The 14,095-nt window shown below is 60.6% G+C and carries 12 protein-coding genes and 1 pseudogene; 5 read left to right on the top strand and 8 right to left on the bottom strand.

Going from position 1 to position 14,095, the window contains the following annotated elements; genetic code table 11:
- The first annotated feature begins 113 nt into the window (after window positions 1–113).
- A complete protein-coding gene (gene lpxO, locus H096_RS20200; protein WP_010210619.1) occupies window positions 114–1,013 on the top strand; it encodes a lipid A hydroxylase LpxO in 900 nt (299 codons plus the stop codon).
- Between the two features lie 21 nt (window positions 1,014–1,034).
- On the opposite strand, the gene ligD is transcribed toward lpxO, so the two are convergent.
- Both ligD and H096_RS20190 read right to left on the bottom strand, forming a co-directional pair.
- Window positions 1,035–3,494 (bottom strand): DNA ligase D, encoded by a 2,460-nt coding sequence (gene ligD, locus H096_RS20195; protein WP_033901172.1) that lies wholly within the window; start codon window positions 3,492–3,494, stop codon window positions 1,035–1,037.
- Between the two features lie 3 nt (window positions 3,495–3,497).
- The gene (locus H096_RS20190) at window positions 3,498–4,328 is read right to left on the bottom strand and encodes a Ku protein (RefSeq protein ID WP_033901171.1); all 831 of its coding nucleotides are present in this window, start codon (window positions 4,326–4,328) and stop codon (window positions 3,498–3,500) included.
- A gap of 184 nt (window positions 4,329–4,512) precedes the next feature.
- On the opposite strand from H096_RS20190, the gene H096_RS20185 reads away from it, so the two are divergent.
- Both H096_RS20185 and H096_RS20180 read left to right on the top strand, forming a co-directional pair.
- Window positions 4,513–4,827 (top strand): hypothetical protein, encoded by a 315-nt coding sequence (locus H096_RS20185; RefSeq protein WP_033901170.1) that lies wholly within the window; start codon window positions 4,513–4,515, stop codon window positions 4,825–4,827.
- 12 nt (window positions 4,828–4,839) lie between these two features.
- Window positions 4,840–5,994: pseudogene (locus tag H096_RS20180) on the top strand (PQQ-dependent sugar dehydrogenase); the annotation flags it as partial.
- 35 nt (window positions 5,995–6,029) lie between these two features.
- On the opposite strand, the gene H096_RS20175 reads toward H096_RS20180, so the two are convergent.
- Both H096_RS20175 and H096_RS20170 read right to left on the bottom strand, forming a co-directional pair.
- Entirely contained in the window at window positions 6,030–6,509 is a 480-nt protein-coding gene (locus tag H096_RS20175) for a nuclear transport factor 2 family protein (RefSeq protein WP_033901169.1), read from the bottom strand.
- Between the two features lie 53 nt (window positions 6,510–6,562).
- A complete protein-coding gene (locus H096_RS20170; protein ID WP_033901168.1) occupies window positions 6,563–7,126 on the bottom strand; it encodes a TetR/AcrR family transcriptional regulator in 564 nt (187 codons plus the stop codon).
- 125 nt (window positions 7,127–7,251) lie between these two features.
- On the opposite strand from H096_RS20170, the gene pssA reads away from it, so the two are divergent.
- Window positions 7,252–8,595: a CDP-diacylglycerol--serine O-phosphatidyltransferase gene (gene pssA, locus H096_RS20165; RefSeq protein WP_033901167.1), complete on the top strand. Its 1,344-nt coding sequence runs from the start codon at window positions 7,252–7,254 to the stop codon at window positions 8,593–8,595.
- Between the two features lie 62 nt (window positions 8,596–8,657).
- On the opposite strand, the gene efeO (H096_RS20160) is transcribed toward pssA, so the two are convergent.
- The 4 genes from efeO (H096_RS20160) to efeU are packed head-to-tail and all read right to left on the bottom strand — an operon-like array spanning window position 8,658 to window position 12,874.
- On the bottom strand, window positions 8,658–9,476 hold the full coding sequence (efeO, locus tag H096_RS20160) for an iron uptake system protein EfeO (RefSeq protein ID WP_033901166.1): 819 nt from the start codon (window positions 9,474–9,476) through the stop codon (window positions 8,658–8,660).
- Between the two features lie 26 nt (window positions 9,477–9,502).
- A complete protein-coding gene (gene efeB / locus H096_RS20155) occupies window positions 9,503–10,801 on the bottom strand; it encodes an iron uptake transporter deferrochelatase/peroxidase subunit (RefSeq protein WP_033901192.1) in 1,299 nt (432 codons plus the stop codon).
- A 14-nt stretch (window positions 10,802–10,815) separates the two neighbouring features.
- Entirely contained in the window at window positions 10,816–12,018 is a 1,203-nt protein-coding gene (gene efeO, locus H096_RS20150) for an iron uptake system protein EfeO (RefSeq protein WP_033901165.1), read from the bottom strand.
- A 10-nt stretch (window positions 12,019–12,028) separates the two neighbouring features.
- Window positions 12,029–12,874: an iron uptake transporter permease EfeU gene (gene efeU / locus H096_RS20145; RefSeq protein WP_033901164.1), complete on the bottom strand. Its 846-nt coding sequence runs from the start codon at window positions 12,872–12,874 to the stop codon at window positions 12,029–12,031.
- A 169-nt stretch (window positions 12,875–13,043) separates the two neighbouring features.
- On the opposite strand from efeU, the gene H096_RS20140 reads away from it, so the two are divergent.
- Complete coding sequence (locus tag H096_RS20140; RefSeq protein ID WP_033901163.1) at window positions 13,044–14,060, top strand: AraC family transcriptional regulator; 1,017 nt, start codon at window positions 13,044–13,046, stop codon at window positions 14,058–14,060.
- Window positions 14,061–14,095: the final 35 nt, after the last annotated feature.

Here is a 14,095-nt window from a genome sequence, read left to right as displayed (position 1 = left end):
CTCAGTCGGTCGGGCCCATTGTGTGAATTGTGATTTCAGGTGCTGCTATCCAACCTCGGCCGTTGTGGGCACGCAGGAGCAGCCTGTTCTCTTCTGACTTGTGACGAAATCTCTTGAAACTCATCATTGTTGTTCTCTACGTTGCCTCGATTGCGTATGTACACCTGCGTGGCCGGGTGCGGCACAAGCTGGGTCGCCAGCTCAGTGATCATTCGACCTTCCTGGCACCGATCAACTGCTTTCTCTACCTCTTCTCCAAGCTGCCCAGCCGACCGTATCTGTCGCCCAGCGATTTTCCCGATTTGAGCCCGCTCCAGGAACACTGGGAAGAAATCCGCCTGGAAGGGCAGAATCTAATGCGCGCCGGGGAAATCAAGCGTTCGGACCAGTACAACGACGTGGGTTTCAATTCGTTCTTCAAGTCGGGCTGGAAGCGTTTTTACCTGAAATGGTATGGCGACAGCCATCCTTCAGCGATGAAACTGTGCCCGCGCACCACTGAGCTGGTGCAAAGCATCGGTTCGATCAAGGCCGCGATGTTCGCCGAGCTGCCACCGGGCTCCAAGCTGGTACGCCACCGTGATCCGTATGCCGGTTCGTACCGCTATCACCTGGGCCTGGATACCCCGAATGACCCCGGCTGCTACATCAACGTGGACGGCGAAAACTACTACTGGCGTGACGGCGAGCCGGTGATGTTTGACGAGACCTACATCCACTACGCCGAAAACACCACGCAGCAGAACCGCATCATCCTGTTCTGCGATATCGAGCGCCCGATGAAGTATCGCTGGGCCGCTGCGTTCAACCGCTGGTTCAGCCGCAACGTGATGGCGGCCGCTGGCTCGCCCAACGATGCCGGGGACAAGACCGGTGGGCTCAACCGCGCGTTCACACGCCTGTACAAGATTCGTCTGCGCGGCAAGGAATTGAAAAAACGCAATCGCACACGCTACTACCTGGAAAAATGGGCGATCTTTGCTGGATTGGCAGCGATTTTCCTGCTGATCTGAGTTTCGCTGTGCGGGCGCTGTTCACTTCGGTGGATGGGCGCCCAGTTTGTCCCACATCCTCTTGCTGATCTTCTGTCGATTGGTATATCCCGCCCAGGGATCCGCTTTCAAAGCATTCAAACGTTGCTGCAGATTGGCGACTGTCCATTGTTGCGCACCGCGTAGCCCCTTCAACTCCTCACGACTGATCGGCACCGACACCGGCAAACCCGGCCGCGCACGCACGGAATACGCGGCTACGGTACTGGCTCCCCGTGCATTACGCAGGTAATCGATAAAGATCTTGCCGACCCGGTTCTTGGGCCCCGATGTCGCGGTAAAGCGTTCCGGCAACTGCTCGGTCATGAACTGGGCGATGGCCTTGGCGAACGCTTTGACGGTGTCCCAGCCGTCCCGACGCGCCAACGGTACGATCAGATGCAGGCCTTTGCCACCGCTGGTCTTCACGAATGCTTGCAGCCCCAGCTCATCCAGCACCGACAGGGTGAGTTGCGCGGCCTCCAGCATGGTTTTCCAGGGCAATGCCGGGTCTGGGTCGAGATCGAGCACAAACAGGTCCGGGGTTTCGATCTTGTCCGAGGTGGCGCCCCAGGTGTGAAACTCCACTGAGCCCATTTGCACGGCACCGATCAGCGCGCCGATGTTGTCGATTTCCATCAGCCGCGCATGGCCGGGATCGAGTGCTTGGTCGAGCTGCTTGATGTTGGGTATCGCCAGGCGCTCCGAGTGTTTCTGGAAGAATTGCTCGCCCTCGATACCTTCGGGTGCTCGCAGCAGTGACACGGGCCGATGGTGCAGAAAGGGCAGAATCCACTGGCTGATGCTGTCGTAGAACTGCGCCAGTTGCTGTTTTTGCGTACCGCTTTGTTTATCGATCACGCGGTCTGGGTGGGTGATGTTCACATCACTGCGGGTCTTCTTGGCAGGCTTCATGGATTTGGCCGTTCGCGGTTGTTCATGAACAATCTGCGCTGCCGGCTTGTCGGTGCGCAGCCCGACGAATGCGGCTTGGCGGACCACGCCCTCGCGTGTCCACTCGGCAAACTGCACCTCACCGACCAACGTGGGCGCTACCCAATGCACGCCTCGTGCTTGGGTGCTGGTCAGCGGCTTCTCAAGCGGCGATGTCTTGCGCTCCAACGATGTCAGTTGCGCATAGATAGTCTTGAGCGATGCTTGATCAAAACCCGTGCCCACGCGGCCTGCGTACACCAGGCCAGTCTCATCATTTACTGCCAGCAACAACGCGCCGAACCCCGTGCGTGAGCCTTGCGGCCGGGTATAGCCGACAATCACGAACTCCTGGCGCAACCGGCATTTGAGTTTGATCCAGTCGGCATTGCGGCTGGAGACGTACGGACTGCCCAGGCGCTTGCCGATCACGCCTTCGAGGGCCAAGTCGCAGGCGCTTTCAAAGATGTCACGGTGGTGCGCAGTGAATGCCTCGGAAAAACGTAGCAATTTGCTGCGGCTACCGGCCAGCGCGACCTTTAGAGCGGCACGGCGATCCTCGACTGGCGCCAGGCGTTGGTCCTGGCCGTTGAGAAAGGGGGCATCGAACACGTAGTAGACGATGTCGAGGCTACGGCCGATATCAAAAGCATTTTGCAGCGCCTGGAAGTCTGGCAGGCCGTCGCCATTGAGGCTGACCACCTCGCCATCCAGCCAGCTGTCCTTGAGCTTCAGAGCCTGCAAGGCCTTGACCTGGCGCGGCAGACGGTCGGTCCAGTCATGCCCGTTGCGGGTAAACAGGCGGACGTCGCCGTCCTGAATGCGTGCAAGCATGCGGTAGCCGTCGAATTTGATTTCGTATTGCCAATCGCCTTCGGGGGCGCGATCCACCAGGGTGGCCAATTGCGGGGTGAATTGCTCGGGAAACTGGGTTTTCCTGGCTTTGGCCCGAGCCTTGGATGTTCCCACTGAAGCATCGCTGAGCACGCTGTTCGGCTGGGCCTGGACGATATCGTAGTCGTCGGCCGCGCGCGCCTGCGGGTCCTTTTCCTTGATCAGCAGCCATTGTTGCTTGTCGCCGCTGCCTTTCAAGCGCGTGCGCACCAGCGCCCAGTCGCCGGAGAGTTTCTCGCCGACCAGGGTGAATTTGAGCTTGCCGGCCGCGTAGGCCTTGCGGGGTTCGTCATGGGGCTGCCAGATGCCACGGTCCCACACGATGACATCACCGGCGCCGTACTGACCGGCGGGAATGCTGCCTTCAAAGCCGCCGTAGCTCAGCGGATGATCTTCTACATGCACGGCCAGGCGCTTCTGGCTGGGATCCAGGCTCGGGCCTTTGGGCACGGCCCAACTGAGCAGCACGCCATCGAGTTCCAGGCGAAAGTCATAGTGCAGGTTGCGTGCGTCGTGCTTCTGGATCACGAAGGACAGCGCCGAGGCTTTGCGTTTAGTACCAGGCGCACTGCCTGCCGGTTCGGCGGTAATCCTGAAATCGCGCTTGCGGTTGTATTCGCTGAGGGGCTTGGACATGACTCAGGAGGCCTTGGTGGATTTCTTCGTGGCAGGCTTCTTCGCGGGTTTACCGGCCAGGCTGCGCTTGAGCAGTTCCGTCAGGTCGATCACATCGGCGGACTTGCGCTCTTCGCTGTCCTTGGTCTCCACATCCTCGATCTTGCCGGCCTTGGCCTTTTTGGCCACCAGCGCCATGATTTTTTCCTGGAAGCTGTCGCGGTAGTCATCGGGCTGCCAGTCCGCGCTCATGTCGTCGACCAGGCGCTTGGCCATGTCCAGTTCGCCCTTGGCCAGGTTCGGCTTGGTCACGTCGCTGCCCAGTTCCAGTTCGTCCAGGCTGCGCACTTCGGCGGGCCAGCGCAGCATCACCAGCACCAGCGCCGAGTCCAGGGGCATTAACGCCGCCAAGTGCTGCTTTGTGTGCAGCACCACATTGGCTAGGGCGACCTTGCGGGTTTTTCTAAGGGTTTCCCTTAGCAAGGCGTAGACCTTGCCGCCACGCTTATCCGGTGCGAGGAAGTAGGGGGTGTCGATGTTCTGCAACGGGATCTGGTCGCTGGCGACAAACGCGATGATCTCGATGGTCTGGGTCGATTTGGGGTGGGCCGAGCGGATTTCTTCTTCGCTGAGCACCACGTAGCGGCCTTTCTCGAACGCAACGCCTTTGACAATGTTGTCCTTGGTCACTTCCTTGCCCGTGGTCTTGTTGATGCGCTTGTAACCGACCGGGTCCATGCTGCGCTTGTCCAGCCAGTCAAAGTCAATGCCTTGAGAGGAGGTGGCCGAGACCAATGAGACCGGGATATGCACCAGGCCAAAGCTGATGGCGCCTTTCCAGATTGCCCGTGGCATAGGTGCGATTCCTTTTGAAGAGGCTGTGTTCTGGTGACTCGAAGGCGGTGGGAAAAGTTTCCCCGAGCAGATGCGCGGACAGATCGTGTTACACCTGATGAGAAACTATTTAGTGTCGAAAGCCGAACCCAAGGCGTAGCGTGTTATCGAAAGCACGTACTCCTCGCCCCAGAGAGGCTTTGTCATGAACAGTTGTATGCGTCACGTAGCAGCGCTGTTGTTGGGTCTGGCCCTAATGCCTGTGGCCCAGGCGCAAAACCTGCCCGGCAGCAACAATGGCAACAACGGCCCGATCCACCGGGCCAATCCTAATAGCATGCAGGGCACCCAGCCAAATGCGCCGGCCGTTCGCGGTATCCAGACCGGCCCGACCACACGCACGCCGACCCTGGAAAACGGCGGCATCGGCAACAGCTACCCCAAACGTAATGCCGCCCCCAGCCGCCCGGCCACCGAAACCAAAGCCCCCACTTATGATGCCAACGGCAATCGCCGGTAAGGATCTCGCCTTATGCTTCTACGCAAAAGCCTGTTAGTCGCCCTTTGCGCCACCACGCTGCTGCCGTTGACGGCCGCTCACGCCGCTGACGCCCAGCAGTTCCCCAGCGAACAGGGCAGCATCACCGCGACGCCAATCGCCAAAGGCCTGGACCACCCTTGGGCGGTGGCCTTTTTGCCGGACAAGCAAGGCTTTCTGGTGACGGAGCGCCCTGACCACCTGCGCTTTGTCAGCCCCGACGGCAAGCTGTCCGCGCCACTCAAGGGCGTGCCGCAAGTCTGGGCCAAAGGGCAGGGCGGTCTGCTGGATGTGGTGTTGTCGCCGGACTTCAAGGAGGACCGCACGGTCTACCTTTCTTACGCGGAAGGCGGCGGCAAAGGCGGTACCGCTGGCACAGCCGTGGGCCGTGGACGCCTGGCGGCAGATCTGAGTGGCTTGACCGACTTCAAGGTGATCCTGCGCCAGGAGCCCAAGTTGTCGACCGGCAACCACTTCGGCTCGCGCCTGGCGTTCGACCGCGATGGCTATCTGTTCGTGACCCTGGGTGAAAACAACGATCGCCCGACGGCCCAGGACCTGGACAAGTTGCAAGGCAAGGTCGTGCGCATCTACCCGGATGGCCGCGTGCCGGATGACAACCCCTTTGTCGGCCAGCAAGGCGTGCGCCCGGAGATCTGGTCCTACGGCCAGCGCAACCCTCAAGGGCTGGCGCTGAACCCGTGGAGCGGCACGATCTGGGAAAACGAACACGGGCCGCGCGGAGGTGATGAGATCAACATCATCGAGCGCGGCAAGAATTACGGTTGGCCGTTGGCCACCCACGGCATCAACTACTCCCTGACACCGATTCCCGAAGCCAAGGGCAAAACGGTGGAAGGCACAGTGCCGCCCCATCATGTGTGGGAAAAGTCGCCGGGTATCAGTGGCATGGCGTTTTACGATGCGGATCGCTTCAAGCCCTGGCAGCACAACGTGTTTATCGGTGCGCTGGTCAGCCAGGAGTTGATCCGGTTGCAGTTTGATGGCGACAAGGTGATCCACGAAGAACGTTTGCTCGGCGGCCTGAAGGCGCGGATCCGCGATGTACGGCAGGGCCCGGACGGGTTCTTGTATGTGCTGACGGATGAAGATGATGGCGTGTTGTATCGGGTTGGGCTGAATCAGGATAAAGCAGTGGGGCCGGCAAACCGGCCCCAACTGTTTTACAGCCCCAAATCGGACAACCCCGGATGATCATCCGGGCGTCGGCCCAGCGGCCAGTGGAACTTGCGCTCGCTTTCCTTGATCGGTAGATCGTTGATGCAGGCAAAACGATTGGCCATCAGGCCGTTCTCGTCGAATTCCCAGTTTTCGTTGCCGTAGGAGCGGAACCAGTTGCCCGAATCGTCGTGCCACTCATAGGCATAACGCACCGCAATGCGGTTATCGGTGAATGCCCACAACTCCTTGATCAGGCGGTAGTCCAGTTCCTTGGCCCACTTGCGGGTGAGGAAACCTTTGGCTTCTTCGCGGTTATGCGCAAATTCGGCACGGTTACGCCACTGTGTGTCCAGCGTGTAGGCCAGGGACACCCGCTGCGGATCACGGGAGTTCCAGCCGTCTTCGGCCAGGCGGACTTTCTCGATGGCCGACGCGCGGGTGAACGGCGGCAGGGGCGGACGTGTTTCTACAGTCGATGACATTGGCAGTTCCTCAATGAATAAGGATTGATCGGAAGTTGCGCCTACTGGCGGGTTCAAAGTCCCAATAACGTTCGCGCCATGCATTGCGCATTATCGGCAGCCGTTGAATCGCCCATCACCAGGGCAACGGTAATGGCGCCATCGATCAGGATCAGCAGTTGCGCGGCCTGCCGTTCGGGGTCGGGGGTGCCATGTGCTTGACACAGTTCAAGTGCGTACTCGAACAGTTTCTGTTTATGCGCCTTGGCCAGCAGGCGCACCGGGTCTTGCGGATCACCGGTTTCGCCACTGGTGTTGATGAACGCGCAGCCCCGGAAGTCAGCCGTGCCGAACCAGTCCTTGAGCGCGCTGAACAGCGCCAGCAGGCGTTCTCCGGTGTCTTCGCGACGTTCCACTTCAGTGCGCAGCCACTGCATCCAGCGTTCATCGCGACGTTGCAGCGCGGCCATCACCAACTCGTCTTTATTGGCAAAGTAGCGGTAGATACTTTTTCTCGAGACGCCGGCAGTTTTCACCAGAAAGTCCATGCCGGTGGCGGCGATGCCATGGCGATAGATCAACTTTTCTGTGACGTCGAGGATAATTTCGCGGGTTTCATTACTGGTCATGTCGTTCATGCTTCGAACAGTAGAACGATCGTTCTTCTTGGTCAATTAAAATTTTTCCATGCGGCGCAGCGAGACCTGAGCACCCTCATGGTGTAAGCTCGGGGCCTCTTCGGATTCGACCCATTGCGAGCCTTATGCCGTCGTTCTTCAAACGCTCCCTGTTGCCCAAACTGCGCGGTTTCCCCCTCACTCCTGATGCCCTTGAGGTGCTGTCCGGCGCCGACGCTTATCGTCGCTGCCTGCTGGAGAAAATTGCCCAGGCCACCCGGCGCATCTATATCGTCGCGCTGTACTTGCAGCAGGACGAAGCGGGGCAGGAAATCTACGACGCCCTGCACGCCGCCAAGGCTGCACGCCCGGCGTTGGACATCGTGGTGGTGGTCGACTGGTTGCGCGCCCAGCGTGGTTTGATCGGCGCCGGCAAACAACCGGGCAACAGTGCCTGGTACCAGGCCATGACTCAAAGCCACAGCAGCGAAGTGCCAGTGTACGGCGTGCCGGTGCAAACCCGCGAGTTGTTCGGTGTGCTACACCTCAAGGGCTTTGTGATCGACGACACGGTGCTGTACAGCGGCGCCAGCCTGAACAACGTGTACCTGCACAAGTTCGACAAGTACCGTTTCGACCGCTACCACTTGATTCACAACAAAGCGCTTGCCGATTCCATGCAGCATCTGGTGGAGCACGGTTTGGTGGCGTCCAAGGCGGTCAATCGCCTGGACCTGCCCAACCCGCCCACCACCCGCAGCCTGCGCAATGACATCGGCGATCTGCGCAGCCGCCTGAAGCACGCGGCATACGACACCACGGCCGGGCAACTGCCCAATGGTCACCTGTCAGTCAGCCCTTTGCTCGGGGTCGGCAAGAACAACCCCCTGAACCGGGTGATTCTCGAACTGATCGCCAGCGCCCAGCATCAGTTGACCATCTGCACCCCGTACTTCAACCTGCCGCTGCCGGTGACCCGCGAAATCAACCGCGCCCTGGCGCGCGGGGTGAAGATCGACATCGTCGTCGGCGACAAGACCGCCAACGACTTCTACATCCCGCCCAGCGAGCCGTTCAAGGTCATTGCGGCGTTGCCTTACCTCTACGAAATCAGCCTGCGCCGCTTTGCCAAACGCCATCAGCCGATGATCGACAGCGGCCAGTTGAACCTGCACCTGTGGCGTGACGGCGATAACACTTACCACCTCAAGGGCATGTGGGTCGACCAGCGCTACACCTTGCTCACCGGCAACAACCTCAACCCGCGCGCGTTCCGCCTCGACCTGGAAAACGCCTTGTTGATCGATGATCCCAAAAGTGAATGGCTGGCGCCGCGACGCACTGAGTTGGCGCAGATTTTCCAGCACACCACGCGGATCGAGCGTTATCAGGACCTGCAAACGCTGCCGGACTACCCGGAGGCAGTCGGCAAGTTCCTGCGCCGTGTCAGCCGTGTGCGGATCGAACGCTTGCTGTACCGCATCCTGTAAACCGGCAGGAAAAAAAAGACCCAGCGCCTTCAACAGGCGCTGGGTCTTTTTTTGTGTGTCGCTTAGTTCAAGCCCAGCTTGCCGCGCAAGGTGGACAGGTCTTCCGCCAGGGTGTTGACCGGGCCCACCAAGGCCTTGCGGTCGTTTTCCTTGACCTTGTCGTAGGTCTCGAAACCACCGTCCTTGGTCTTGTACTTGGCCAGGATCTTGTCCACCGTGGCGAAGTTCTTGTCGACCTTGGCCAGGAACACTTTGTCTTGTTTCTCGATCTGACCACGGAACAGGTCGACGATTTTCTTCGCGCCGTCGATGTTGCCCTGGAAGTCATACAGGTCGGTGTGGCTGTAGCGGTCTTCTTCGCCGGAGATCTTGGTGGCGGCGACTTCTTCAAGCAGGGCTGCTGCGCCGCCGACGACTTTCTCCGGCGGGAAGGTCAGGCCGTCGACGCGGGTCTTGAGGTCATTGACGTCGGTGTTGAGCTTGGCCGTCAGCGCTTCCAGGCCCTTGGTGGTGTTCTGCGAGAACAGCGCGTATTCGATACGGTGGAAACCGGTGAAGTCTTCGGCGGTCACGCCTTTTTCGTGGTCGTCGACGCGCGAATCGATGGACGCATCGAGGTCGCTGAACAGCTCGGCGATCGGCTCGATGGACTCATAGTGCACACGGGTCGGCGCGTAGAGTTTCTTGGCGGTGGCCAGGTCGCCCTTGTTGATGGCGTCGGTGAAGGCTTGGGTCTGGGTGACCAGCTCGCCGATTTCTTCGGTGACGTAGATCTTGTAGTCCGACACCGGCCCTACCAGGTCCAGCGGTGCGGTAGCGGCGAAGGCTGCCAGCGGCGAAAGGGTCAGCAACAACGACAACGCGATAGACGACTTTTTCATGGGACGATTTCCGCTCTGGGTTTGTTTTAGGTATGGGCAGTGGTGTGAGGGTGCGTTGCAGCCAGCAGCGTGCGGCCGATGAAATCCTTGGGCCCGGTGACCCCCGGCAAGGTGAAGAAGTACCCGCCGCCGACCGGCTTGAGGTATTCCTCCAGAGGCTCGCCGTTGAGCCGGGTTTGCACGCTGATAAAGCCTTTCTCCAGGTCAGCCTGGTAGCAGATGAACAACAGCCCCATGTCCAACTGACCGTTTTTGTTGACGCCGTTGGAGTAGTTGAACGGCCGGCGCAGGATCAGGTTGGCCTGAGTCTGCGGGGTGCGCGGGTTGGCCAGGCGGATGTGGGCATCGAGCTTGGTCACTTTGCCTTCCGGGTCCTTGCTGTAGTCTGGCACTTGGGTTTCTTTGTCGCCGTCCATGGGCGCGCCGGTCGGTTTGACGCGGCCGATAATGCTTTCCTGTTCTTGCAGTGGGGTACGGTCCCAACGCTCGACGAAGTTGCGGATAATGCGCACCGCCTGATAGCTGCCGTTGGCCGCCCAGGCCGGTTCGTCGCTGCCAGGCTGCACCCACACAATCTGGTCCATGGCCTTGGCGTCGTTGGAGTTCGGGTTGGCCGAACCGTCACGGAAACCCAGGAAGTTGCGCGCACTCTGCGCAGGCTCGCCGGGTTTGCTCGGTGCCTGGGGCGGCACGCTGCCTTCCTGCTTCCAGCGCACCAGCAGCAAGTCGGGCAGGTTTTTCACGATGTCGCGCAGGGCGTGGATATTGGTGTCCGGCGTGTTGGAGCTGAATTGCAGACTCAGGTCGCCGTGGCACTGCGCCGGTTCCAGCGCATCGTTGGGGAAACCAACCATGCGGCTCAGGCGTTTGGGCTTGACGGCGCTGAGGCCGAAGCGCTCATCGAACAGGGATTCGCCGACCGAAACGGTAATGGTCAGGTTGTCCGGGGTGACCACCGGGCCGAGGATGCCGGAGTCGGTCGGCGGCAGTTTCGGGTCGACTTGCGGTACGGTGCCGCCGGTCATCAGGAAGCTGATGCGTTCGTTCAAGGTACGGAACAGCCGCTCCAAGTCCTCACGATCACTGGCCAATACATCGAATGCCACGAGCATGCCGCACGCCGGGCGCGGGGTGACGATGCCGCTCTGGTGCTTGCCGAAAAAATCGTGGTGGTCCTGGGTCTTGTCGCTGCGCGGTGCGGTGGTGACTTGCTCGGCGGCCATGGCCGGGCAGGTCAGGGTGCTCCCGGCAATGGCGGCGCCAGTGGCGGCCATGCCCAGCAGGACACGGCGGCGAGTAAGGTCAAACTGTTCTGAATCACTCATGTGTGCGGTCGTCTTCACTGCAGGCCGGAGAGGCCAAGGGCGGGGTCGATTCCATCGAGTGCAGCGGCCAGAGCCTTGGCCTTGTCGGCGATCTGCTTGCGCTGATCGGCGGTTACGCTGTCGTAGGTGGCGTAACCCTTGTCGACCTTGAAGACCTGGAGTTCGGCATCAAAGGCGGCGAGGGCGCTGTCGACCTTGGGCAGCAGGTCGGCGGCAGACTTGGTCAGCAGTGGGCGCATCAGGTCGACAACCTTGTGGGCAGCTTCCAGGTTGGCGGCGAAACCATTCAGGTCGACGTGGCTGTAGCGCTCCTCTTCACCGCTGATGGCACGTACATCGGCCAGGCTGTTGAGGTTGCGCACCACAATGCTCACCAGTTGCTCCGGCGGCAGCGACTGGGCGAGCAATTGTTGCTTGAGCGTGGTGACGTCGGTCAGCAGGCGCTGGGCAACCGGCGCCAAGCCATCGAGACTGCGTTGTTGGAACAGGCTGTATTCCAGGCGATGGAAGCCGCTGAAGGCTGGGTCCTGCTCGCGTTTTTCAAAGTAGTCGGCGCGGGCGTTGATCGCGTTGTCCAACTCGGCGAGGCGTTGCGACGCGGGGGCCAGTCGTTGGTAAGCCTCGCGCGCTGGAACATAGAGCGCTTGAGCCTGGGCCAGGTCGCCGGCGTCGACGGCCTGTTGCAAGGCGGTGACGGCCTTGACCAAGGCGTTGCCTTGGCTGCTCAGGTACACGCGGAACTCCGACAGCGGCCCGATAAACGCCACCATCGACGGCTTGGCCTTGGCTTGCGCGTCGGACTCGGCGGTCGGCGTTACGTGCAAGGTGCCGCGCGGGTTGCTCAACAGGCCGCAGGTGATCGCGTAGTCGCCGGGCAGCAGGTTGGCGTTGATCACCTGGCTCAGGCCGGGGGCGATGTTTTCACGTTCTTCAACCACCAGCACGCCGTCGAGGATTTCCCATTCCACCGCACGGTCGGACCGGTTGATGATGCGAAAGCTGGCGCGGCCGGCGGGCACCGTCAGTTCATTCGGTTCGCAGGCATGGCCATGGATGGTCACGGCGATTTCATTGTGGTTGGTCTGGCGCTTGCTGGCCGCCAGTTGCGAGGCGTAATAGAACAGGCCTCCGGCGGCGATCATCACGACCACCGAACCCGCCACGGCCCAGCGCAGGGCGCGGGGTGGCGAGGAGGGTTGAGGAGTAGGCTTGGACAAGAGGCGGTCCTTACTGGCTGGAAATGGAAGAGGGCGAGGCGGCAGGCTTGGACGGTGCGGCGGGCAGGAAGAACATCACCAGCGCCACCACCAGGTAAATCAGGTAGGCGCCGAGGGTGCTGATGGTCGGCGCTTCCTGGTAGCCGAACATGCCGGCCAATACCGAGCCCAACGGGCTGTCCATGGGCAGTGCGGCGCTGAAGTCGAACAGCACGGTTTGCAAGTGATTCCATACGCCCGCTTCGTGCAGGGCTTGCACTGAATTGGCGAGGATGCCGGCGGCCACGACGAGGATAAACAGGCCGGTCCAGCGGAAAAACGCGCCCAGGTTCAGGCGCATGCTGCCGGTGTAGATCAGGAAACCGACGATGATCGCCAGGATCAGGCCGAGCAGGGCACCAATCGGCGCGCCTGGGCCTTCACTCTGTTGGAACACGGCCAGCAGGAAGAACACGGTTTCCAGGCCTTCGCGGGCCACGGCGAAAAACACCATGAGAATCAGCGCGGTGACCTGGTGCCTGGAACCGGCCAGCGCGTGATCGAGGGATTCGTGCAGGGAATGCTTGATGGAGCGCGCCACCTTGCGCATCCAGAACACCATGGAACTGAGGATACCCACGGCGACCAGGCCGACGATGCCTTCGAACAGTTCCTGCTGCTTTTGCGGGAATTCGGCGCTGACCAGTTCCAGGCCGCCGCCGACCAGCAGGGCCAGTGCGGCGGCGAGAAATACACCGATCCACACGGCGGGCATCCACTGGCCACGGCCGGTCTGTTGTAGGTAGCTGGCGATAATGCCAACGATCAATGCGGCTTCAATGCCTTCGCGCAGCATGATGAGGAAAGGAACGAGCATTCGGCACCGCGTCACAACTAGATAGGGTGCTAAGTTGTAACATAATGATACTCATTGCTAAACAATAATTCTTGACGTTTGCTGAACAGTGGCTGAACGGTGGTGGCAATGCGCGTCCACCCTTATGATGCGTGCCATTCTTTGCGCAGCTCTGGATACGCGGTCCACCATGTCGGAAAAAGACACCATCTCCATTCATCTTGTGCGTGAAGCCTTGTTGCAAAGCTGCGACGGCGATGTGGCCCGTGCCGACGTGCTGCATAAAGCCGGCATTGACCCGCAGTGGCTGGCCGAGCCTGCCGCGCGGGTTTCGGCCACCACCTACGCGCGGCTGTGGCGTCTTCTGGCACTGCGCACCGATGATGAGTTCTTCGGGATGGACCCGCGCAAGCTGAGGTCCGGCAGCCTGGCGTTTCTCTGCCGTGCTGCAATGGCGCAGCCGACCCTCGTCACCGCCCTGGAAACTGGGCTCGGGTTCCTGTCACTGATGCTGGAGCGATTGCCCGCTGAGTTGGTGCGTCAGCAAAGCCTGGCGGAGATCGTGCTGGTTGAGCCCGAGGCTGAACCCAATCGAGCCTTCACCTACTTCACTTACTGGATGATTGTCCACGGCGTGGCCTGTTGGCTGGCAGGACGCCGTATTCCAATCCTGGCGATTGAGTTTCGCTGCGCAAAGCCGCACTTCTGCGACGACTACCAGGTGATGTTCTCCGACAACCTGCGTTTCGACCGACCCCGCACACGCATGATCTTCTCCGCCGACTGCCTGGCCCTGCCGATCAAGCGCACCCCGGAAGAACTCAAGCGTTTCCTGGCCCACGCACCGGCCAATATCCTGGTCAAGTACCGCGACCCCAACAGCCTCGCCACCCGCATCAAGCACGACCTGCGCCAATTGCCCCCCGATACCTGGCCGGAAACCGAAGGGCTCGCGGTCAGCCTATGCATCTCGGCCTCAACCTTGCGCCGTCGCCTGGCAGAAGAAGGGCAGACCTATCAGGGCCTCAAGGACAGCGTGCGTAAGGAATTGGCGATTGTATGGTTGGCGGAACCACAGATCAGCTTTGCCGAGATTGCGGCGCGGCTGGGGTTTGCTGATACGAGTTCGTTTTATAAGGCGTTTCGTAAGTGGAGTGGGTCGAATCCGGGGCATTATCGGAGTTTGATTCTGGGTGAAGCGCGTTAATCAAGGACCAAAAAAAGCCCCGTGACCGAATGGAC

Source organism: Pseudomonas sp. FH1 (assembly GCF_000510895.2).
GTDB lineage: Bacteria > Pseudomonadota > Gammaproteobacteria > Pseudomonadales > Pseudomonadaceae > Aquipseudomonas > Aquipseudomonas azotoformans_A.
This window is presented reverse-complemented; position numbering and strand designations above follow the sequence as displayed.